The following is a 21,178-nucleotide window of genomic DNA, read 5'->3' as shown; positions in this document are numbered from 1 at the left end:
CGGGCACGGCAAATGGCGAAAGATAGCGTTCACACAGCACTGGTCGAGCGTGTTCAGGCTGTCGCCGGCAGCCTGACAGCGACCGAGCAGAAGCTGATTTCCGAACTGATGCGGGCGCCGCGTGAAGTGGCGATCGGCACCTCGAGCGAATTTGCCGCCCGGCTGGGCGTGCATGAGGCAACGACATCTCGCCTTGCCCGCAAGCTGGGTTTTGCCTCCTACAGCGAATTTCGAGACGAGCTGCGCCGAGAATTCCTGAAAGTCGCCGATCCGGCCGAGCGCATTTCCGCGACGCTGAACGACGCCCGCGCGCAAGGGTTTCTGCCGCTGCTGGTGGCCAGCGAAATGGCTGCTCTTGCCGGCATGACCGACCACATTACCGATGCCCGCATTCTGGACGCGGCCGACAAGCTCGATTGCCGGCGCGTGTTCATCTACGGACACGGCAATGCCGAAGTTTTGTCGGTGCTGATGGAGCGCCGCCTGCGCCGGCTCGGCATCGACAGCCATCCGCTTTCGGGCAGCCCGCGCGATCTGGCGGAGCAGATGCTGACGCTCTCCGGAGACGACGCACTTCTCATCTTCGCCTTCCGCCGCCAGCCGCCGGATTACGAGCGGCTGATGCAGGTGGCGACCGACATGCAGGCACGAACCGTGGTGATTTCCGGCACGATCGGCCCGTCGCTGACGCCGAGCCCGGATGTGCTGCTGTCTGCCCCCCGCGCCGGCATGCCCGACAGCTTTCAGACGCTGACCGTGCCGATGGCCATCTGCAATGCCATTATCCTGGCGCTTGCTGAAAGGCGGGGGCCGGACGCACTTGCCACGCTCGACCGGCTGGGCAGCCTGATTGCAAAGTTCGAGGCATGACTTGCAAGTAAACTTGCACGTCACAAAACTGTAGCAAGAAAACATTACAAACGGCTCAGACCCAACAACGGAGCCACTTCCATGCGCCGCATTCTTACCACTGCCGCCGCGTTTCTGATGACGACGGCTGCCTTCGCCCAGGAACTTGATAACAAGAGCACTGCCGACCTGCTGCCGCAGGCCAAACAGGAAGGCAAGGTAACGGTCTACGCGTTTACGAGCCGCATCGGTCGCGTCGAAAAGGCATTTGAAGCCGCTTATCCAGGCATCGATATGGTGACGTTCGACATGTCATCGACCGAGCAGATCGCCCGCATCAAGAGCGAGGCGCAGGCCGGTCTTCCCGGCGCCGACGTGATCTACATTTCCGATGCTCCGGTGGTGCTGACCGAACTTTTTGCCAACAAGCTGGTCGCACCTTATGTGCCGCCGCGGGTGGCCGGTGATCTGGCTGACCAGTTCAAATCGCCGCTTCTGGCCCAGCGCCTGTCCACCAAGGTTCTGATGTATAACGAAGAAGCCCATCCGAACGGCTCGCCGGTCAAGAACCTGTGGGACCTGACCAAGCCGGAATGGAAGGGCCGCGTCATCATGGTCGATCCGCTGCAGCGCGGTGACTATCTCGACCTGATGACCGAGATCGTTCTGAAATCCGACGAGATGGCGACGGCTTACGAAGCCGCCTTCGGCAAGAAGATCGAGCTGACCGACGGCAATCATAACGCCGGCCAGCAGTTCATCACCAACCTGTTTGCCAACGACCTCGTTCTGGTCGGCTCGACCGACGATGTGAACAAGGCAATCGGCGCCAAGGGCCAGGACAAGCCACCGATCGGCTTCACCAGCTATTCCGACCGTCGCGACAATGAGGATGAAGGCTGGGCCTTGCAGGTGGCAAACGACGTGGCGCCTTCCAACGGCATCGTTTTCCCGGCGCTTCTGGCCCTGAACCCGAAGCCCGCCAGCCCTGCCGCTGCCCGTCTCGCCGTCGACTTCATGATGGGTGACGAGACGGAAACCGGTGGTGACGGCTTCAAACCCTTCTACGTGGCCGGCGACTGGGCAAACCGCGCCGACATCAAGCCGCACAAGGATGCCATTCCGCTCGCCGACTTCAAGGGCTGGCAGATGGCACCGGCCGAGACGGCGAAGATCCGGGCAGAGGTGGCGGATTTTATCCTCGCACTGCAGTAGCAGGCCTATGGGGTTGGTTCACCGTAACGAGCCCCTCACCAACAAAATCTACGACTTAGCTTTGCTAAGGCCGTGATTTTGTATCCTCTCCCACAAGGGGAGAGGTCGATGGATGCCCTCACCGCGGATTACCTCTCCCCTTGCGGGAGAGGAAGCAATTTCAACTCTTAGCGCAGCTAAGTGTTAGAAATTGCAGGTGAGGGGCAAACCGCGAGCCCGAACATTTCCGGAGTACCCCATGACCACCCTGCTCGGGCCGATCGGTTCAGCACTCAACAAACGCGGCCTGACGCTCACCATGGCGCTGGTGCTTGTTGCGCTGGTGGCGGCGCCACTTGCCACGATCCTTGTCCAGACTGTCTACCCATCCTCATCAGCATGGGGCGATGTGCTGGCCAGCCGCCTGTCGCAAAACCTGTTCTGGCGCCCGACGATCAACACCATGATCATCGGCCTCGGCGTCGCGGCCGGCTGCGTGCTGCTGGGCGGTTTTCTTGCGTGGCTCGTCGTGATGACCGACGTTCCCGGCCGACCGGTCATCGCTTTCATGGCGACGCTGCCCTTCATGATCCCGAGCTTTGCCACGGCGCTGGCCTGGGGCACGGTGTTCCGCAACGGCCGCGTAGGCGGTGGCGGCGGCCTGCTGGAAGGCCTCGGCTTTTCCGTGCCCGACTGGCTGTCCTGGGGCATGACGCCAACCATCATCGTGCTCATCGCGCACTATTATGCGCTCGCCTTCACCGTGATCGCCGCAGCGCTTGCCACCGTCAACGGCGATCTCGTCGAAGCCGCGCAGATGACCGGTGCCTCGCGAAAACGTATTCTGTTCGGCATCGTGTTGCCTGTCGTCACACCCGCCATCATTGCTGGCGGATCGCTGGCCTTTGCCGGTGCCGTTTCCAATTTTGCAGCACCTGCGCTGCTCGGCCTCCCGGTCAGGATGCAGACGCTCTCCACCCGCCTGTTCGGCATGATCGAAATCGGCCAGACTGAGCGCGGTTACGTGCTTGCCATCCTGCTGATCGGCATTTCGGCAATCTTCCTTGGGCTCGGCAACCGTATGCTTTCCGGCCGCCGCAGCTTTGCGACGATCGGGGGCAAGGGTGCAAAGCCGCGCCGGTTTGCGCTTGACGGTGCCCGTCTGCCGCTGACGGTGGTCGCATGGGTGATCTGCATTCTCACCACCATCCTGCCGATCCTGCTTCTCGTAGCCGCAAGCCTTGCACCGTCCTCCCTGTCGCTATTTTCCGACTGGACGCTGCATTACTGGATCGGCGATGCCGACCCGGCCTTCGCGCGCGGTCAGCCCGGCATCTTTCACAATCCGCAGCTTCTCTCAGCGCTGACAACGACGCTGGTCCTTGGCGCATCCGTGGCACTGGCCGCCAACATCATCGGCATGCTAATCGCGGTCGCTCTGACACGACAAAAAGTGCCGGTGCTGAGCAACCTCGTGTCGCAACTCAGCTTTCTGCCGATGCTGCTGCCCGGCATCGCCTTTGCCGCCGCCTATATCGCGCTTTACGGCGCGCCCATCGGCCCGCTGCCGGCGCTTTACGGCACCAAGCTTTTGCTCGCACTGGCGCTGACCGCCGCCATGCTGCCCTTCGCGGTGCAGACGGGCCGGGCAACCGTCTCGCAGATATCCGGCGATATCGACGAGGCGGCGCGCATGACCGGTGCCGGTTTCTTCCGCAGGCTCGGTGCCATCACGCTGCCGCTGGCGGCGCGCGGGCTTGCCGCCGGTCTGCTGATCACATTCGTCAATGTCATCGGCGATCTGGCGATCACCATTCTTCTCTACACCCCAACGTCTCCGCTGCTGGCCGTGCTGTCCTATTCCTACGCATCCGACGGGTTCCACCAGTTCGCCAATGCGGTGACGCTGGTCATCCTGATCATTTCAATGCTGGCCACCGGCGCCGCCACGCTTCTGCGCGGCCGCCGTCGCCAGTCCTTTACCTGAGGTCACACCGTGATTTCCCTCGACAAGATCACAAAATCCTTCGGCACATCCAATGCCGTTTCCGATGTCAGCTTTTCCGTGCTGGAAGGCTCGTTTCTGGTGCTGCTTGGGCCTTCCGGCTGCGGCAAAAGCACGATGCTGCGCATGCTGGCCGGTCTCGACCAGCCGACATCGGGAAAAATGCGGTTCGGCGATACGCTGGTGGCGGACGGTGAAGCCGGCCTGTCGCTGCCGCCGGCAGACCGCAATGCCGGGCTGGTGTTCCAGTCCTATGCGCTATGGCCGCATATGACCGTGGCTGGCAATATCGAATGGCCGCTGAAGGTCGCCAAGCTGCCGAAAGAAGAACGCCGCGCCCGCGTGCTGGACGCGATGGAAATGCTCGGCATCGAAAAGCTCGCCAACCGTTATCCCGGCGAGATTTCCGGCGGCCAGCAACAGCGTGTAGCACTGGCCCGCATGATTGCGCCGCGGCCAAAAGTGATGTTGTTCGACGAACCGCTTTCCAACCTCGACGCAACGCTGCGTGTGGAAATGCGCTTCGAACTGCTGAAGGTTCACGCAGCCACCGGTGCCACCGCCGTCTACGTCACCCACGACCAGGTGGAGGCCATGACCATGGCGACGCATGTGGCGGTGATGAACAATGGCCGTATCGAGCAATTCGATGCGCCGGACAGGTTGCTGGCTGAACCGGCCTCGGCCTTTGTTGCCGGTTTTGTCGGCACGCCGGCCGCCAACCTCATCCCGATCGAAAACGGCATGTGGTTCGGCACCATGCCCGACCCGCTGCTGCGGGGGTCCTCCGGCCACGCCATGGTGCGGGCTGAGCAGATCACGCTTGCCAACGAGAATGGCCCACGCACGTTCGAGGCGGTTCTGGCCGAGGTGGTGCCGATGGCAGGCCGGTTTCTGGTGACCGGCATCGCCAACGGCATCCGCATCACCGCCGTTTCAGATCAGGTCGCCCGCCCTTCGGGCAAATTACGGTTCCGCCTGCCATCTGCACCGGCGGCAATTTTTGATAAACAGGGAACACGCATGTCATGAAACGCATCCTTCTGGTTCGCCACGGCGAAAGCGAATGGAACGCCATCCGCCGACTGCAGGGACAGGCCGATATCGAGCTTTCCGAACGCGGCCAACAGCAGGCGGAGGCGCTTGCGCCGATGGTGGCGAGTTTTAGCCCCGGCCTCGTGATGACGTCCGATCTCAAGCGCGCGGCTGACACCGCAGCGCTTCTGGGCCACGAAGATGCTGTGCGTGAACCGCTGTTGCGCGAACAGAATGTCGGCGCCTGGACCGGCATGGATATCGCCCAGTTGATGACCGATGCGCCGAGCGCCTATGCCGGCTGGCGGGCCGGCACGTTTGCGCCCGAGAATGGCGAGATCTGGGCCGATTTTCGCGCCCGCATCCGCCAGGCGCTGGACCGGGCGATCACCGCCGAAGCCGAGACGGTGCTGATGGTGTGCCACGGTGGCGTCATCCGCGCCGCACTCGACGGCGCGCTCGGCCTGCCGCCGGCGCGCATCATTCCGGTCGGTCCGGCGAGCCTCACCATTCTTGCATTTCCCAAGGGCGAGCCGCGACTGGAAGTGTTCAATGCCACGACATTCGCGCCGATCATCGACGCGCCGGATTGAGGCAGGTTAGCTGCCGGCCTCACGCGCCAGACCCGATCGACACCAGTCGAGAACGGCCTCTTCATTACAAGGCAAAAGCACGGACATGTCGCCGGTATAGGCTTGCCAGCCATCGACATGCTCCGGCTTGACGGAGGTCAGCACCGGCAGACCAAGTTCGATGGCCTTTTCGTAAACGGCGCGTAGTCCGTTTCCCTCGGTTTCGGTTCGGCCGAACCGATTGAGAATCAAGAGGTCCGCATCCCTTTCCAGCCGGGCAAGTATGCGACCGGCAAGATCGGCAAGCACGCCGGTATCCAGACGGCAACCGGAGCCGGGACCACCGCGCGGCTGCATGATCGCAAAGGTCTCGCCGGTCTCGATATCTTCCGCGACAACCTCGGCATCATGGCCGGGCGGCGCCGGATATTCTCGCTGGACGTAACCGGCGGCATGCACACCATCCGCCCGAAGCGTTTTGATAAGCGAATCGAACAGTGGTTCGGCGGCGATGTCTTTCCGCAGCAATATGGCTGCCAGCGGGGCAGAGCGCATGTTCGGCATGGCGGCTTTTCCGGTTCGTGCGGTCATCGCGGCCGACATAACCGATTGCGGCGAACCGTGCACGCGGGAATCACCGACTGCGGTTGAGACGCGTTAACCTCTTGAAGTTCCCGACAGTCGGGCCACTGCTGTGCAACTTCGCCACACCATCAATGAATATCGACAGTTTCAGCAAAACCGGCTGGAAAATTCCATGGTTTTCTACAAAACACCGGAAAGCTACAATACCTGATCATTAAGCTCAGGTTAGTAAATTGCCGGGGATATCACATCGGCGTTACCAACCACCTCCGATCCGGTAAGCTGCAAACCGGATGGAATGGACGGCCTTCGTTTCATGCGACATCTCCGAAAAAGGATCGCGCTGCTTTAGTGCCGGTATCTTTCAGTATGTGTCTAACCTGTGGAACGTGAAAAATGGATAGCAAGAGAACCGGCCGAACCAAGCGGCGGACTTTTACACGCCGAGCCAACGCGGTTCTTCTGAGCTGCACCGCAATCATCGCACTGTCGCCCGCGCTCGCGGCTGCGCAGGACGCGGATTCCGGGTCGGCAACGGTTCTCCAGACCATTACCGTTGAGGGCAATGGCGGCGATGACGATTCCAAGACGATCATCGCCAACCGCACGACCGGTGCCGGCAAGCTGCCGAGCGAAGTGCTGACGACGCCGGCTTCCGTGTCTGTCGTCACCTCCAAGGAAATTCAGGAACGCGGCGCGACCAGCGTCGAACAGGTCGTTCAATATACGGCCGGCGTCTCCACCGACTTTTACGGAACCGACGACCGTTTTGACTATTTCGATATTCGCGGTTTCACACCCTATACCTACCGCGATGGCCTTGGGATTGGCAGAACATTCGCCGGCATCAAGGAAGAGCCCTATGCCTACGAACGCATGGAAATCCTTAAAGGTGTCAGCTCTGCCGGCTTTGGCGTGGCTGAACCCGGCGGCTCGGTGAACTACGTTACGAAAACACCGAAGAGCGAGCGCTTCGGCGAAGTCTACACGACCGGCGGCTCCTATGCGCACAAGGAAGTCGGCTTCGACTTCGGTGACAACATCACCGAGGACGATACCCTTTCCTATCGCCTGACGGGAAAGCTGCAGCGCGCCGATGCGGAATACGATTTTTCGCGCGACGATGAAAACTTCTTCATGAGCGGCCTGACCTGGCGCCCGACCGATGCGACCAGCCTGACATTCGTCTATGATCATCTGGACAAGAAGGGGGTTCCCGGTAGCGGCGGTTACCCTCTCTACGGCGAGTTCGACAATTCCGCATTTTTCGGTGAGCCGGATTATTATTTCAACGATGTCAACCGCAACAGCTACAGCCTGATGCTGGATCATGACTTCGGCAATGGTCTGACCTTCGGTTCCAAGGCACGTTACAGCAGCTCGGTCGTGGATGCCGGCAGCGCATACCTCGATACGGCCAACAGCGCGACCAATGAGGCAACGCGCTACTTCTACGGCAGCGACAGATCTTTCGATCAATTCATAATCGACGCCAACCTGACGTATGAGGCCAATTTCGAAAACGTCGATAGCCGTACACTGGTCGGCGCCGAGTACAACAAATACAGCTCGGACAACTATTGGATTTACACATCTGCAGCTCCGATCAACTGGCTGAACCCGGCCTATAGCGGTGGCCCGGCGGCAGGGACACCGGTCTACCTCACCGCCACCGATCAAAAAACCAAGGCTCTTTACCTTCAGGAAGAGCTGACGTTTTCCGACCGGCTGACGGTCAGCCTGGGCATGCGCAACGACTGGCTTGATCTCAGCGAGGACGGACAGTCTGGCAGCTACAGCGAGTTCACGAAACGTATTGGCGTCAGTTACAAGATCACGCCAGAATTGGCTGCCTTTGCAAGCTATGGCGAATCCGTCGCCCCGCCGGCAACAGGAGCCCAGCCGACAACCGGCAAGCAGTACGAAGTCGGTATCAAATACAAGCCGGACGCTTTCCCTGCCCTGTTCACCGCGTCAGTCTACGACCTTTCCAAGGGTAACATCACCGTAGATGACGGCGTCATCTATGTTCCCGCAACCGTGGACAAGGTACGGCACCGCGGCATCGAACTGGAGGCCAAGGCAGAGGTCACCAACAATATCAGCCTGATTGCCGCCTATACCTATATCAATTCCAAAATCGAGGAACCCGGCGGACTTTATGACGGTCATCGACTGATGCGCGTTCCGGAACATCTCGCATCTGTCTGGGGCACCTACACGCTCGAAGGAAATGACAAACGCGGCGACATGACATTCGGGCTGGGCGCCAGATATACGGGTGAGTATTTCACGAATATCCAGAACACCGCGTATGGCGAGGAAGCCATCCTGTTCGATGCTGCCTTCACCTACAAGATCCAGCCGAACACAACGTTCCAGCTGAATGTCAGCAATCTGTTCGACGAGAAGCACATTGCACAGCGGGACGATGATAAAGGCGTGAAGTTCTACAATGCCGGCAGGACCATCATGGCGACGCTTCGCCAGAGCTGGTAACAATCACAACCCCGCCCGGAAATCCGGGCGGGGTTTTTCCGCAAGATTTCGCCCTGAAGTTGGACGGCTTGGGAAAAGGGCAGACTGAGCCCTTGGCGATCTTCAGATTTTCAAAAAACACCCGCCAATCTGCGGGTTATGCGGTCGGGACACGGTTTGTGCCTCTGACTTAGGTTTATATATGACACGCGCCGTGCCCCGTTTCGGCGGTTTTTGCCCGCGACTTCGGTTGCTCTGCAAAAGCCATCCCGATGATTAAAGCGGTTCAGGAACCGCTCTCGCCACCGACCGGCAATCATGTGTGCCGCATAGGCACGCCCGGCGCGCTCTTTCGGGCTTCAGAAGCCAGACGAGGTTTGACGCCCTCAACACCTCCCCCGTGTCGCCGGAGGTGAACCAGTTTCCGCGAACCCCGGAATTGAGAACTTACGTCGTTTCCTCAACCCCAGCGCCGGCGCCAACTCGCCGGGACGCCTCCCGTATCAGCGATGGAACAGGATCAGTGTAGGCACGGGTTTTGAGGGTGTGGATGAAGTCGGGATCTACTTTTTCAAGCGCTTGAATAAGCTCGAATAAAACTTCAATGAAATGTGGCAATTGGGGTAAACTGCTCGATTTGCGACACCAATGTCGCAGCTGGCAGGACGAGACGACAACGCCCCTACCGCGCCCTTTGCAAACGCCGCCACGATGCCGGCGTATCGCCGACCACCTGCTTGAATGTCTTGGTGAGATGCGCCTGATCGGTAAATCCGAGTTTTGCCGCCACATCCGTCACGGTCATGTCGCTTTCCAGCATGATCCGTTGCGCCAGTTCGACGCGGCGGCCCAGCTGCCATTGCAATGGTGTCTGACCGGTCGTGTTCTTGAACACCTTGTTGAACCAGCTTTCGGACAGACCGACCGTCATTGCCATTTCCGCAACCGTCAGCTTCAGTCCGCCTTCCATTGCCGCGCGCGCGACCAGCTTGGCCATCTGCGCCTGCGAAAGCCTGTGGTTCCAGCCGTCGCCTTCATCGACCGGGATATCGAGAAGACCGGTGACGAGACTGCCGACAAGGCTTTCGGCATAGACCGGGTGTTTGCTGGGATTTTCGACTTCCGCCACCAGCAAGCCGGCCAGTATTTCTATATCGCCGATATCCTGCGTCTCTACAGGCCTCGTCAATGCCGTTCTGGCCGCGGAGGTGCCAAGCGACGGCGCCAGGAATTTCAAAAGCCGGTCACGATGAATGTGCACATCCACATGCGAAAAACGATGATCGGCGCAGGCGGATGTCCACATCGGAACACCGGCCGGCACATAGATCGCCCGTGTCATGGAGCGGAAATGCCGCACCGCCCCTTCGCCGTGGTTCGACATGCGGAACTGCGCCGAAATGTCGTTGAAGAAAATCATCACCCTCGGATCGGGTGACACATAATAACCCTTCGCGCCGACCTTGCAGCTTGCCTGCCAGAAAACGCCAACCGCGCCATCGAGGCAGCGCCATTTGACCGGTGCTGTCGGCGTGATGCCTTCCGTATAGGCAGTCATGGATGGGATGTAGCTCACTCGATACCCGATGATAAACATGGCGGGGCAAACGCCTCAAAAGATGAGCACAGCTATCATGTATGACAAGGTCAGGCAATCGGCCGCCTTTAGTCGATCAATGCAGGCCGCCGACGCCGAGCAGCCGATCGACCGTTTCCTGATCGGCAGAAAGTGCCTGCGGCGTGCCCGTCCAGGCTATGCGGCCGCGCTCCATGATCATCACGCGATCGGCGAATTCCAGCGCGCTCTGGATGCGCTGTTCGACAAGAAGAATGGTGGTTTCGCCGGATTGTGCCAGAAGCGAAAAGGCCGCCATCAGTTCCTCGCAGATGACCGGCGCCAGACCCTCCAGCGGTTCATCGAGCAGCAGCACGCTCGGCTGGCCAAGAATGGTGCGGGCCGTCGATAGCATCTGCTGTTCGCCGCCGGAGAGTTGACTGCCGAGATTGCCGCGCCGCTCTTTCAGCCGCGGGAACATGGCGTAGGCTTCCTCGACGGCTGATTTCGGGCGGTTCTTCAGGCCGACGAACAGGTTTTCCTCGACTGTCAGGCTCGGAAACACGTCGCGAGTCTGCGGCACATATCCGAGGCCGGACAGTGCGCGGGCGGCACTGGGCTGAGCGGAGATGTCAGTGCCGCCAAGACGGATTTCGCCGCCGTAACGCCGCGTCTGGCCGGCGATGGTGGCGAACAGGCTGGTCTTGCCCATGCCGTTGCGGCCGAGCACGGCCAGACGCTCGCCGGCCGGTACGGAAAACGAGATGTCCTCGATTACGCGCGTCGGACCGTAACCGGCCGACAGTTTTATCACCTCAAGCGGCGCTGCCGGCATTGGCATAACTCCCCAGATAAGCTTCGCGCACAGCCACATCCTGCGTCACATCCTGCGGCGAGCCATCGAAAATGACAGTGCCGGCGGCCAGCACCATGACCCGTTTTGCGAACCGGAAAACCAGATCCATGTCGTGTTCGATCATCAGCACCGCGAGGTCCGGCGGCAGCATGTCGAGTGCGCGTTCAATGCGGGCCGTTTCACTCTGCGGCACGCCGGCGGCCGGCTCATCCAGCAGCAGCACCTTTGGCCTAAGCGCCATGGCGAGCGCGATTTCCAGCAGGCGCTGCTGACCATAGGCGATTTCGCGGACCTTCAGATGGGCAAGCTCGCTCAAGCCCAGCAGGTGGAGAATTTCGCCGACCTCTTCCACGACAGGACGCATGGCATCATGACGGCCGAACATGCGGCTGGCCTTGCCATCGCGTTGCAGGATGGCGAGCGCCACATGTTCCTGCGGCGTCATATCGGCGAAAAGCCGCGTGACCTGAAAGGAACGGACCAGACCGCGGCGCACGCGCTGCATGGCTTTCACACCGGTAATGTCCTCGCCCGCCAATGCAATCGACCCGCCATCCGGCTTGATATGACCGGTCACGAGATTGACGAAGGTGGTTTTGCCGGCGCCGTTGGGGCCGATCAGCGCCAACCGATCACCGGCGGCAAGCGACAGCGACACGTCATTGGTGACAGCAAGCCCGCCGAAATTCTTGCGCAGCTTTTTGGCTTCGAAAAGGCTCATCTTTCACCTCCACGGCGGCGCGACAGGAAGGCGGCGGCCGAGCCGTACAGCCCTTTTGGCGCGAACAGCACCACGACGATCAAAAGCGCGCCGACGATGGTGAGCCAATGGAACGGATTGGCGGCGGAAACCACATCCTCGAACCACATGAAGGAGACGGTGCCGACCATGGCGCCGTAAAGAGACCCGGTGCCGCCGAGCACCAACATGACAAGCGCTTCCGCCGAAAGCGTAAACGACAGGCTGTCGAGCCCGACGACCTGGGTGGAGATGGCATTGAGCGCACCGCCGACGCCGGCGACCGCACCGGATATCACGTACATGCGCAGCATCACCGAATGGACCGACGCGCCCATGGCGGCAACACGCACCGGATCCTCCCGCACGCCACGCGCCAGCATGCCGAAGGGTGATTGCACGAGGATACGCAAAGACACGAACACGATCAGTAGCAGGACGATTCCATAAATATAAGCGGTGCGGCCCCAGAGATCGAATTCGAACAGGCCAAGCAATGCATCCGTGGTGATGCCGGAGAGACCGTCGCTGCCGCCGGTCCAGCTTGATGCCTTGTTGGCGACCTCGTGGAACAGGTGGACGACGGCGATGGACAGAACCAGTTGCGGCAGGCCGTGGGCGCGCAGGATGACGATGCCGGAAACGAGGCCCGCCAGGGCACCGGCGACAGCGCCGATCAGCGTCATGGTCAGCGGCTCGGTGATGCCGAAATGCGCCGAGACGATGCCGGCGCCATAAGCCCCTGCCCCGAACAGCGCCGCATGGCCGAGCGTGGCGACGCCGCAATAACCGGTGACGAGATCGATCGACAGGACCAGCAGCATGGTGGCGACGATGCGGGTGAGCAGCGCCAGATTGTTGGGAAACAGGAAATAGCCGATGACGCTGGCGGCGATGATGACGGCAATGCCGATCAGCGTTCCAAGTGGCCGGCGGCGTGTGGGAAGAGTGCTATCCATCAGAACTGCCATTACTTGAACCGCCCTGCCAGACCGCGCGGGAAGAGGGTGACGATGACGATCACCGCGAGATAGAAAAAGAACTCGCCATATTCCGGAGCGAGGTAACGCCCGGTCGTGTCGATGGCGCCGAGCAGCAGACAGGCGATCAGAGCGCCCGGAATGGAGCCGGCGCCGCCGATCGATACGGCGACCAGAAACGTCACCATGTAGCGCAGCGCATAATAGGGTTCGACCGGCAGAAGCTCGGCTCCGACGATGCCCCCGAAAGCGGCAAGACCGACGGCAACTGCAAAGCTGACGGCATAGACCAGTTGCGTTCGCACACCGAGTGCCGCGGCCATGGGCGCGTTATCTACGGCGGCGCGCAGGCGGATGCCGAAGGCGGTGCGTTCGATCAGGAACCACAGACCACCGGCGACGATGAGGCCGCAGACGATGGCGAAGATACGGTGGGTGGCGATGGCGCGGAAACCGAGATCGATCGAGCCACTCAGGGTTTCTGGCAGCGGAATGGTTTTCAGCGTCGGGCCAAAAGCATAGTTGGCGAGACCGATGACGCAGAAGGTGATGCCGATGGTCATCAGCACCTGCGTCAGTTCCGGCGCGCCGTAGATGCGGCGGTAGAGCAGGCGTTCGATCGGCACGGCGATGATGGCGGTGGCGACAACGGCGATCAGGATGGCGGGGGCATAACCGAGGCCGAGGTCACGCGTGGCGTAGGAGGCGAGATAACCGCCGATCATGGCGAATGCCCCATGGGCAAGGTTGACGACCCGCATCAGGCCCATCGTTACCGACAGACCGATCGAGATCACGAACAGCACCATGCCATAGGCAAGCGCGTCGATGGCTATGCTCAGAACAGTCTGCATGCGTGGTTATGGATCCTTGTCGTGTGGTCTTTTCTCATATGGCAACTCTTGAGGTTGGCTTGCGTCATTGGACAAGACCCCGCCCCAAACCCCTCCCCACAAGGGGGAGGGGCTTAACCCAGCCGCTCCGCCGAGGTCCGATCGAGGCAAGTGGGTGCCGCTGGTTTTCTCCCCCCTTGTGGGGGAGATGGCCGGCAGGCCATAGGGGGACTGGCTTCATATAAAAACCCTGTCGCAAGCGAGGTAGCGTGCTGAGCAGGCTACCTCACCACGAAAACCCTACTTTGCGGCCGCCAGACCCGGATCACCCTGACGCTCAAACGTCTTGATTTCCTTGTTGAAGTATTTCCCCTCCGCCCCCTTCGTCACTTCACGCAGATAGATGTTCTGGGTGATGTGACGGCTTTCGGCATCGATCGACACCGGGCCGCGCGGACTGGTCCACGACAGGCCCTTGACCGCATCGACAGCCTTCTTGGCATCCTGTTTTCCGCCGGTTGCCTCGATCATCTTGTAGATGACATGCATGCCGTCATAGGCGCCGACAGCAGGGAAGGACAGTTCTGCCGGATTGCCGATCGCCTTGGAGGCGGCTTCGACAAAGGCCTTGTTTTCCGGTGAGTCGTGGCTGACGGCATAATGGAAGGTCGTCTGCATGCCGGCGGCAGATTCGCCCAATGCCGGAAGATCGGATTCCTGCGTCAGGTCGCCCGGCGCAAAAATCTTGATTCCGGCGGTTTTTAGGCCGTTCTGGTTATAGGCTTTCACGAAACCGAGCGTGGTCGGGCCGGACGGCAGGAAGGCAAACACCGCACCTGCACCGGAATCCTTGATACGCTGCATGATCGGCGAAAAGTCGTTGGTGGAGAGCGGCATGCGGATCGCCTCGACGACCTTGCCGCCGGCCTTTTCAAAACCCGCCTTGAAGGCGTTTTCGGCGTCGACGCCCGGACCATAATCACTGACCACGGTGATGACCTTGTCGACGCCGGCATCTTTCGCGACCTGCGCAATCGGCGTCGAGGTCTGCCAGGTGGTGAACGACGTGCGCACCACGTATGGGCTCTTGGTGACGATGGCCGAGGTGGCGGCATTCATCACCACCATCGGCACATTACCCTGCTGCAGGATCGGTGTCGCGGCCATCGCATCCGGCGTGAAATAGAAGCCGGCGAGATATTGCACGCCTTCCTTGACGATCAGTTCCTGCGCCAGCGCCTTGGATTGCGCCGGATCGGCCTGCGGCACGTCGCGATAGATGATCTCGACATCGTTATCGCCGACCTTGGCACCATTGACCGCCATATAGGCATCGATACCGGCCTTGAAATTTTTGCCCTGCAGCGCGAACGGACCCGAAAACGGGCCAACGACGCCAACCTTGATCGTGGCCGCTTGCGCGCTGACGCTGAGTGCCAGCGTGGCAATCGCGGTTGCCAGAAACTTTTTCATATTACCTCCCTGATGCGGAAGCCCGATGGGCCTCCTCCTCCGCATTCGAATTGCAGTTTGTCATATGGCGCTGCCAAGTAAAATGAATTGGCCGAGATGACCCATATGCAAAAGGTTATGATTCAAGGCAATCGCCGACCGGGTCTAATTCCGGCCGAGCGAGCGGATATTGCCGGCCAGTTCGAGTGCCAGCCGAAGAGACGCACCGGTCGAAACCGCCATCTGCGGCAGGGTCAGCCACTCCAGCGTCCAGGCGGCGCCCGAGCGCTCCTGTTCATGCACAAGCGCCTGATGCATGCCGGAAAGCTGGGTGGCGTTAAAGCGGGCGAGCGACACCAGAACTTCGGCGGCCACCGGGTTCTGCTTGTGCGCCATCGCCGAAGAAACACCGCCGCCGGCCAGCACGATGTCACTGCCCGCTTCGGCCAGAAGGGCGATATCCTGCCCGAATTTTCCGAGGCTTCCGGTTATCAAAGACAGGAGGCTTGCCAGTTCACCCAACCGGTCGCGCTGGCTCTGCCATTGCGCGTGGTTGCCAAGCCCGAGGTCCTCGGCCAAGGCTTCACGCACGACAACGCCTTCCTCACCCAGACCATCCAGCGTGCCGGCGGCACCGCCGAACTGCAGCACGAGCGCGACTTCGGCAAAGGCTTCCAGACGAGCACGGTGACGGGCAAGCGGTTCGCACCATGCTCGGATGCGATCCGAAACCTTGATCTCGATCGCCGCCTGCATGCGGGTGTGGCCCATCATCACGTGATGGCCAAAACTCTTGTCGAGATCGGCAAAAGCGGCATCCAGCTTTTCCATGCGGTCTTCCAGCAGAGCGGCCACACCGCGCAGGCGCAACATCAGGCTGGTATCGACCACATCCTGGCTGGTGGCGCCCTTGTGGACATGGCGGCCGACCTCCGGCCCACAGGCCTCACGCAGCTGCCGGATCAGTTCCGGGACGACCACGCCGTCACGTGCTGTGGCAAGACGCAACTTTTCCATATCGGGTGAAAAGTGGGCGCAGACCTCGGCGATGCGTTCCGCCGCGCGGACGGGAATGGAGCCTTCCGCGGCTTCGCTGGAGGCCAGCGCCATCTCGAAATCCAGCATCGCCTTGATATCGGCATTGGCGGTGAAAAAGGCTGCCGTTTCCTTATCGCCCACAAGGCCGGAGAGAAACGGGTGGTCGAAGGCGGATACGCTCATGAAAACCGATGCCTTAACTGCTCAGATATCGAAGAACACGGTCTCGTCTTCGCCCTGAAGATGAATGTCGAAGGACACCGTGTCACCTTCGCGGCTGCCGATCAAGGTTTTGACCCGGCTGCAATGTTCCAACCGCATCAGGATCGGGTCCTCAGTATTGGCCTTTTCCTCATCGGAAAAATACATGCGGGTGTGGAGGCCGATATTGATGCCACGCGCGACGATCCAAAGCGTCACATGCGGCGCCATCAGACGACCGTCGTTGAAGGGCACGCGGCCGGGCTTGATCGTTTCGAAGACAAATTCGCCGGAGGTCATGTCGGCCGGGCAGCGGCCCCATCCGAGAAAGTTCGGGTCGGCCTTTCCGCGCGTTTCCGACGGGCTGTTGTAGAACCCGTCGCTATCGGCCTGCCAGATTTCGATCAGCGCATCCTTGAGCGGCGTGCCGGTGCCATCGAGAACGCGGCCGACAATGGTGATGCGGTCGCCACGCGTCTTTTCCGTAACCAGCGGGCCGGAACCGAGATCGGTTTCATAAACGCCTTCGATGCCGGTAAAATTCGGCGTGCAGCCGATATGGACGTAAGGGCCGGCGGTCTGCGAGGCGGATTCCTTCAGGTACCCGAGTGGTTGGGCCATATCAGTTGCCCTCCTTGCGGTTCTCGAAAAAGGTCGAGCGGCGACCGCGCAACACGATGTCGAACTTGTAGGCACGCATGTCCATCGGGATCGTCGCATTCATATCGAGTGGCGCGATCAGGCGCTTGATGGCCTCTTCGTCGGGAATGGTTTTGACGATCGGGCAGATCCGGATCATCGGGTCGCCTTCAAAATACATCTGGGTGATCAGGCGCTGCGCAAAACCATGACCGAAAACGGAAAAATGGATATGCGCGGGGCGCCAGTCGTTGACGCCGTTCGGCCACGGATAGGCGCCGGGCTGGATGGTCTTGAACCAGTAATACCCGTTCTCGTCGGTAATCGTGCGGCCGAAACCGCCGAAATTCGGATCAAGGGCGGCGAGATAGGTTTCCTTCTTGTGGCGATAACGCCCACCGGCATTGGCCTGCCAGAATTCCACCAGAGCACCATCGACACCACGCCCGCGTTCATCCAGCACACGCCCATGCACGAGAATGCGCTGACCGATCGCCATTTCGCCGGGACGGGCATAATTGACGATCAGGTCGTTATCGAATTCGCCCAAAATATTGTGGCCGAAAACCGGGCCAGTGATTTCGGAACGGGTGCCATCCAGCGAGATCAACGCCTTTTGCGGAGAACGCAGCACGGATGTCTTGTAACCCGGCGTATAGGCCGGCGGATGGATGGAGCGGTCACGGGCAAAAAAGCCGCCGGTTTCGGGTCTCTCGTTCTTCACTGTGCCTCCTCCCCGGCGCTCACGCCGGCGGCATCGATCTCGGCATAGGCCGCCTTGACGATCTTGAACGCATGGTTGGCGGCCGGCACACCGGCATAGATCGCCACATGCAAAAGCGCCTCGCAGACATCCTCCCGGCTCGCGCCGGTATTTGCCGTGGCGCGCACATGCATGGCCACCTCCTCATCCTGGCCGAGTGCCGCAAGCAGCGCGATCGTGACGATCGAGCGGTCGCGTTTCGACCAGGTCTCCCTCGACCAGACATTGCCCCAGGCGGTTTCCGTGATCAACTCCTGAAACGGCTTGTCGAACGGCGTTTCATTGGCCACCGCCCGGTCGACATGGGCATTGCCCAGAACCGCGCGGCGCGTCGCCATGCCCTTGCGATAACGCTCGGAGGGATTTGGGGCCTCAGTCATGGTTCACTCTCCGGGCAATTGCGCGAGAAAATCACGAAGCACGGCAGCAAAGGCTGCCGGCGCTTCGACGCAAGGGATGTGGGCGGCGTTTTCGATGACGTGATAGCGGCTGCCGGGAACGAGATCGGCAAGCGAGCGCACGAGGTCCGGCGGCGTGGAGCCGTCTTCCGCGCCAACGATGCAGAGGGTGGGCACGGCGATGTTTCTGGCGGCCTCGGTGAAATCCGCGTCGCGGATGGCGGCGCAGGTGCCAGCGTAACCGGCGACCGGCTGGCGCAGCAGCATGTTACAATATCCCCGATAGGCCGCGTTTTCCGGCACACGATAGGCGGCGGTGAACCAGCGCTGCATGATGCCATCGACCATTGGACCAAGCCCTTCCGCCTGGACCTTGGCGATGCGCTCTGCCCACATGTCGGCCGTGCCGATCTTGTGAGCGGTATCGGCAAGGATGAGTGCGCGCACCAGATCCGGCCGAGACACATAAAGTGACTGCGCGATCAGTCCGCCAACGGAGAGGCCGCAGAGGATGACATTGGCATAACCGAGATGATCGATCAGCCCGGCGAGATCGGCAGCGTGGTCCTCGATCCGATACGGTGGCTGGCCAAGATCGGAGAGGCCATGGCCGCGCTTGTCGTAGGTGATTACGGTATAGTCGTCGATCAGTTTCGGCAGGACGAGATCCCAGATGCGCGCATCCGTGCCAAGCGAATTTATGAACACGATTACCGGCTTGCGGTCACCCGCGCCCGCTACGTCATAACGGATGACGATGTCGTTGATCGAAACGAACTGCATCTGAAATCTCCTCCGGAGACAGATTGCAGCGATCAAATGGTTAGGTAAAATGATTTTTGGGCGCATTTCATTAACCGGGGGATTATGAATTGAAAGCCAATCGCGTCAAATTCCGGCATTTGCAGACGTTTGTGGAGGTGGCGCGCCAGAAGAGCGTGGCGAAAGCGGCGGATATTCTGAGCGTGAGCCAACCGGCCGTGACAAAAACCATTCGCGAGCTGGAGGAAGCGCTCGGCGTTGCCGTCGTGGAGCGCGACGGGCGCGGCATTCGGCTGACGCGCTACGGCGACGTTTTCCTGCGCCATGCCGGTGCGGCGCTGACGGCGCTCAGGCAAGGCATAGACAGCGTTTCGCAGGAGCTGTTCGATGCAGCTCCTCCCGTACGGGTCGGTGCGCTGCCGACCGTTTCGACGCGCATCATGCCGCGCGCCATGTCGATGTTTTTGAAGGAAAACACTGGCAGTCGGATAAAAATCGTCACCGGCGACAATGCTGTCCTGCTGGAACAGCTGCGGGTTGGCGATCTCGATCTGGTGGTGGGGCGGCTGGCGGCGCCGGAAAAGATGGCGGGCTTTTCGTTCGAGCACCTTTATTCGGAACAGGTGGTGTTTGCCGTGCGTGCCGGTCATCCGCTGCTGGGGCGGGGCATCTCCATATTCGAGGGATTTGCCGATTACCCGGTGCTGATGCCGACGCGGGGATCGATCATCCGGCCCTATGTCGAACAGTTCCTGATCGCCAATGGCGTCGCCAACCTGCCGACCCAGGTTGAAACGGTCTCGGATGCGTTTGGCCGCGCCTTCGTGCGCCAGAGCGATGCGATCTGGATCATTTCGCGGGGCGTGATCGCCACCGATCTGGCCGACGGGTTTCTGGCGGCGCTGCCGATCGATACGTCGGAAACGCGCGGGCCGGTGGGGCTGACCATTCGCGCCGATGCGACGCCATCCCTGCCGCTGACGATCCTGATGCAGACGATCCGGCAGGCGGCGGAGGACGTGCTTGCCGGCGAGTAAGTGTTCACGCCGGCAACCGCATCGGATCAGAGCCGTTTCACGCCCGACGAAATGATGTCGAGATAAACGGCGATGACGAGGATGATGCCCTTGATGATCTGCTGCCAGAACGTATCGACGCCCAGCATCGACATGCCGTTGTCGAGGCTTGCCATGATCAGTGCCCCGACCAGCGCACCGATGACCGAACCGACACCGCCACGCATGGACGTGCCGCCGATGAAGCAGGAGGCGATCGCATCCAGTTCACCGCCGAAACCGGCCGAAGGTGTGCCGGCGGCAAGGCGCGCCGTGGTGGTGAGGCCCGCGAGTGCGGCCATCAGGCCCATCAGGCCGAACACCGACATTTTGACCAGATTGACGTTGACACCGGAGAGCCGCGTCGCCTCGGAATTAGAGCCGGCGGCATAGATATAACGGCCGAACACCGTGCCCTTGGCGATAACCGTGAAGACGGCCAGCACGAAAAGAAGCAGCAGAACCGGCACCGGAATGCCCTGATAGGAATTCAGCACCAGCACGAAACCAAGAATAAGAAGCCCGGTGCCGAGCAGTTTTGCGGCCTCCATGACCGGTGTCGGCACTTTCAGATTGTGCAACAGGCGCTTGCGCCGGGTTCTGATCGCCATGAACAGCAGCACGGCGAACAGCAGGATGGCGCAGCCATTGCCGAGCCAACCCGGCAGATAACCCTGGCCGATATACTTCAGGCCCGGAGAGACCGGCGCGATGGTGATGCCGCCGGTCAGGCCCAGCACGGCGCCACGAAAGGCGAGCTGCCCGCCAAGCGTGACAATGAAAGAGGGGATACCGAGATAGGAGGTCAACCAGCCGTTCATCAGGCCAAGGGCAGCGCCCGCCAGAAGCACGAAGGCGATCGTTCCGGCCAGCGGCCAGCCGTAAACCGCATCGAGGATGGCCGCGATGCCGCCGAGAAGCCCGAGCAGAGAACCGACCGACAAGTCGATTTCGCCGGCGACGATGACAAACACCATGGCTGCCGCCAGCATGCCGGTAATCGCCATCTGGCGGAGAAGGTTGGAAAAGTTGCGCGCCGTCAGGAAGCCGGAGACACCGGTATCGGTATTGTAGGTGAGATATCCGAACAGCGCCCAGATCAGCGCCACCACGATCAGAAGCGCGACGATCTTGTTTTCGGACAGGAATTTTCTGAAGAGTATGCCAGTCATATCAAAACCTTCACCAG

At 60.8% G+C, this 21,178-nt stretch carries 20 protein-coding genes; 7 read left to right on the top strand and 13 right to left on the bottom strand.

The window, feature by feature from the left end; genetic code table 11:
* Window positions 1–12 precede the first annotated feature (12 nt).
* The 5 genes from AAIH70_RS14355 to AAIH70_RS14335 all read left to right on the top strand — a co-directional run bounded on the left by AAIH70_RS14355 (window position 13) and on the right by AAIH70_RS14335 (window position 5,676).
* Window positions 13–870, top strand: a complete 858-nt coding sequence (locus AAIH70_RS14355) for a MurR/RpiR family transcriptional regulator (RefSeq protein ID WP_132274455.1) — start codon at window positions 13–15, stop codon at window positions 868–870.
* A gap of 81 nt (window positions 871–951) precedes the next feature.
* Window positions 952–2,064, top strand: coding sequence for an ABC transporter substrate-binding protein (locus tag AAIH70_RS14350; RefSeq protein WP_430034426.1), 1,113 nt, complete (start codon window positions 952–954; stop codon window positions 2,062–2,064).
* Between the two features lie 238 nt (window positions 2,065–2,302).
* Window positions 2,303–4,030: an ABC transporter permease gene (locus AAIH70_RS14345; RefSeq protein WP_132274461.1), complete on the top strand. Its 1,728-nt coding sequence runs from the start codon at window positions 2,303–2,305 to the stop codon at window positions 4,028–4,030.
* A gap of 9 nt (window positions 4,031–4,039) precedes the next feature.
* Complete coding sequence (locus tag AAIH70_RS14340; protein ID WP_132274464.1) at window positions 4,040–5,080, top strand: ABC transporter ATP-binding protein; 1,041 nt, start codon at window positions 4,040–4,042, stop codon at window positions 5,078–5,080.
* Window positions 5,077–5,676, top strand: a complete 600-nt coding sequence (locus AAIH70_RS14335; protein WP_132274467.1) for a histidine phosphatase family protein — start codon at window positions 5,077–5,079, stop codon at window positions 5,674–5,676. Before AAIH70_RS14340 ends, AAIH70_RS14335 begins: the two co-directional genes overlap by 4 nt.
* A 6-nt stretch (window positions 5,677–5,682) precedes the next feature.
* On the opposite strand, the gene AAIH70_RS14330 is transcribed toward AAIH70_RS14335, so the two are convergent.
* Complete coding sequence (locus AAIH70_RS14330) at window positions 5,683–6,219, bottom strand: DUF2478 domain-containing protein (protein WP_165932030.1); 537 nt, start codon at window positions 6,217–6,219, stop codon at window positions 5,683–5,685.
* 417 nt (window positions 6,220–6,636) lie between these two features.
* Between AAIH70_RS14330 and AAIH70_RS14325 the strand changes: the two genes are divergently transcribed.
* Window positions 6,637–8,739, top strand: coding sequence for a TonB-dependent siderophore receptor (locus AAIH70_RS14325; protein WP_132274473.1), 2,103 nt, complete (start codon window positions 6,637–6,639; stop codon window positions 8,737–8,739).
* 661 nt (window positions 8,740–9,400) lie between these two features.
* Here the strand turns inward: AAIH70_RS14325 and AAIH70_RS14320 are convergent.
* The 11 genes from AAIH70_RS14320 to pcaD form a co-directional block, all read right to left on the bottom strand.
* Window positions 9,401–10,294 (bottom strand): helix-turn-helix domain-containing protein, encoded by an 894-nt coding sequence (locus tag AAIH70_RS14320; RefSeq protein WP_207908255.1) that lies wholly within the window; start codon window positions 10,292–10,294, stop codon window positions 9,401–9,403.
* Between the two features lie 97 nt (window positions 10,295–10,391).
* Window positions 10,392–11,108 (bottom strand): ABC transporter ATP-binding protein, encoded by a 717-nt coding sequence (locus AAIH70_RS14315; protein ID WP_132274476.1) that lies wholly within the window; start codon window positions 11,106–11,108, stop codon window positions 10,392–10,394.
* Window positions 11,089–11,850 (bottom strand): ABC transporter ATP-binding protein, encoded by a 762-nt coding sequence (locus tag AAIH70_RS14310; protein ID WP_132274479.1) that lies wholly within the window; start codon window positions 11,848–11,850, stop codon window positions 11,089–11,091. The genes AAIH70_RS14315 and AAIH70_RS14310 overlap by 20 nt, the downstream gene beginning before the upstream one ends.
* Window positions 11,847–12,839: a branched-chain amino acid ABC transporter permease gene (locus AAIH70_RS14305; RefSeq protein ID WP_132274482.1), complete on the bottom strand. Its 993-nt coding sequence runs from the start codon at window positions 12,837–12,839 to the stop codon at window positions 11,847–11,849. Before AAIH70_RS14305 ends, AAIH70_RS14310 begins: the two co-directional genes overlap by 4 nt.
* A complete protein-coding gene (locus AAIH70_RS14300; RefSeq protein WP_132274485.1) occupies window positions 12,839–13,702 on the bottom strand; it encodes a branched-chain amino acid ABC transporter permease in 864 nt (287 codons plus the stop codon). The genes AAIH70_RS14305 and AAIH70_RS14300 overlap by 1 nt, the downstream gene beginning before the upstream one ends.
* Before the next feature lie 279 nt (window positions 13,703–13,981).
* The gene (locus tag AAIH70_RS14295; protein ID WP_132274489.1) at window positions 13,982–15,154 is read right to left on the bottom strand and encodes an ABC transporter substrate-binding protein; all 1,173 of its coding nucleotides are present in this window, start codon (window positions 15,152–15,154) and stop codon (window positions 13,982–13,984) included.
* 144 nt (window positions 15,155–15,298) lie between these two features.
* Entirely contained in the window at window positions 15,299–16,354 is a 1,056-nt protein-coding gene (locus AAIH70_RS14290) for a 3-carboxy-cis,cis-muconate cycloisomerase (RefSeq protein ID WP_132274492.1), read from the bottom strand.
* Between the two features lie 21 nt (window positions 16,355–16,375).
* Window positions 16,376–16,993 carry a protocatechuate 3,4-dioxygenase subunit alpha gene (gene pcaG, locus AAIH70_RS14285; protein ID WP_132274495.1) on the bottom strand — a complete coding sequence of 206 codons (618 nt, stop codon included), beginning with the start codon at window positions 16,991–16,993 and terminating at the stop codon, window positions 16,376–16,378.
* A gap of 1 nt (window position 16,994) precedes the next feature.
* Window positions 16,995–17,735 carry a protocatechuate 3,4-dioxygenase subunit beta gene (gene pcaH, locus AAIH70_RS14280; protein ID WP_132274498.1) on the bottom strand — a complete coding sequence of 247 codons (741 nt, stop codon included), beginning with the start codon at window positions 17,733–17,735 and terminating at the stop codon, window positions 16,995–16,997.
* On the bottom strand, window positions 17,732–18,154 hold the full coding sequence (gene pcaC, locus AAIH70_RS14275; RefSeq protein ID WP_132274501.1) for a 4-carboxymuconolactone decarboxylase: 423 nt from the start codon (window positions 18,152–18,154) through the stop codon (window positions 17,732–17,734). The genes pcaH and pcaC overlap by 4 nt, the downstream gene beginning before the upstream one ends.
* A gap of 3 nt (window positions 18,155–18,157) precedes the next feature.
* A complete protein-coding gene (gene pcaD / locus AAIH70_RS14270; protein WP_132274504.1) occupies window positions 18,158–18,955 on the bottom strand; it encodes a 3-oxoadipate enol-lactonase in 798 nt (265 codons plus the stop codon).
* Between the two features lie 89 nt (window positions 18,956–19,044).
* Between pcaD and pcaQ the strand changes: the two genes are divergently transcribed.
* Complete coding sequence (gene pcaQ, locus AAIH70_RS14265) at window positions 19,045–19,971, top strand: pca operon transcription factor PcaQ (RefSeq protein WP_132274507.1); 927 nt, start codon at window positions 19,045–19,047, stop codon at window positions 19,969–19,971.
* Window positions 19,972–19,997: 26 nt separating this feature from the next.
* On the opposite strand, the gene AAIH70_RS14260 is transcribed toward pcaQ, so the two are convergent.
* Entirely contained in the window at window positions 19,998–21,161 is a 1,164-nt protein-coding gene (locus AAIH70_RS14260) for a sugar ABC transporter permease (RefSeq protein WP_132274510.1), read from the bottom strand.
* Window positions 21,162–21,178: the final 17 nt, after the last annotated feature.

Source organism: Neorhizobium sp. BT27B (assembly GCF_050455485.1).
Classification (GTDB): Bacteria; Pseudomonadota; Alphaproteobacteria; order Rhizobiales; family Rhizobiaceae; genus Neorhizobium.
Note: the sequence above shows the minus strand (reverse complement) of the source record. Positions and strands in the feature narration are given on the sequence as shown.

What these genes read in the sequence shown, in the direction of transcription:
- AAIH70_RS14355 (WP_132274455.1), top strand. Translation starts at nt 13, where the DNA reads ATGGCGAAAGATAGCGTTCACACAGCACTGGTCGAGCGTGTTCAGGCT.
- AAIH70_RS14350 (WP_430034426.1), top strand. Translation starts at nt 952, where the DNA reads ATGCGCCGCATTCTTACCACTGCCGCCGCGTTTCTGATGACGACGGCT.
- AAIH70_RS14345 (WP_132274461.1), top strand. Translation starts at nt 2,303, where the DNA reads ATGACCACCCTGCTCGGGCCGATCGGTTCAGCACTCAACAAACGCGGC.
- AAIH70_RS14335 (WP_132274467.1), top strand. Translation starts at nt 5,077, where the DNA reads ATGAAACGCATCCTTCTGGTTCGCCACGGCGAAAGCGAATGGAACGCC.
- AAIH70_RS14330 (WP_165932030.1), bottom strand. Translation starts at nt 6,219, where the DNA reads ATGCCGAACATGCGCTCTGCCCCGCTGGCAGCCATATTGCTGCGGAAA.
- AAIH70_RS14325 (WP_132274473.1), top strand. Translation starts at nt 6,637, where the DNA reads ATGGATAGCAAGAGAACCGGCCGAACCAAGCGGCGGACTTTTACACGC.
- AAIH70_RS14315 (WP_132274476.1), bottom strand. Translation starts at nt 11,108, where the DNA reads ATGCCGGCAGCGCCGCTTGAGGTGATAAAACTGTCGGCCGGTTACGGT.
- AAIH70_RS14310 (WP_132274479.1), bottom strand. Translation starts at nt 11,850, where the DNA reads ATGAGCCTTTTCGAAGCCAAAAAGCTGCGCAAGAATTTCGGCGGGCTT.
- AAIH70_RS14305 (WP_132274482.1), bottom strand. Translation starts at nt 12,839, where the DNA reads ATGGCAGTTCTGATGGATAGCACTCTTCCCACACGCCGCCGGCCACTT.
- AAIH70_RS14300 (WP_132274485.1), bottom strand. Translation starts at nt 13,702, where the DNA reads ATGCAGACTGTTCTGAGCATAGCCATCGACGCGCTTGCCTATGGCATG.
- AAIH70_RS14295 (WP_132274489.1), bottom strand. Translation starts at nt 15,154, where the DNA reads ATGAAAAAGTTTCTGGCAACCGCGATTGCCACGCTGGCACTCAGCGTC.
- AAIH70_RS14290 (WP_132274492.1), bottom strand. Translation starts at nt 16,354, where the DNA reads ATGAGCGTATCCGCCTTCGACCACCCGTTTCTCTCCGGCCTTGTGGGC.
- pcaG (WP_132274495.1), bottom strand. Translation starts at nt 16,993, where the DNA reads ATGGCCCAACCACTCGGGTACCTGAAGGAATCCGCCTCGCAGACCGCC.
- pcaC (WP_132274501.1), bottom strand. Translation starts at nt 18,154, where the DNA reads ATGACTGAGGCCCCAAATCCCTCCGAGCGTTATCGCAAGGGCATGGCG.
- pcaD (WP_132274504.1), bottom strand. Translation starts at nt 18,955, where the DNA reads ATGCAGTTCGTTTCGATCAACGACATCGTCATCCGTTATGACGTAGCG.
- AAIH70_RS14260 (WP_132274510.1), bottom strand. Translation starts at nt 21,161, where the DNA reads ATGACTGGCATACTCTTCAGAAAATTCCTGTCCGAAAACAAGATCGTC.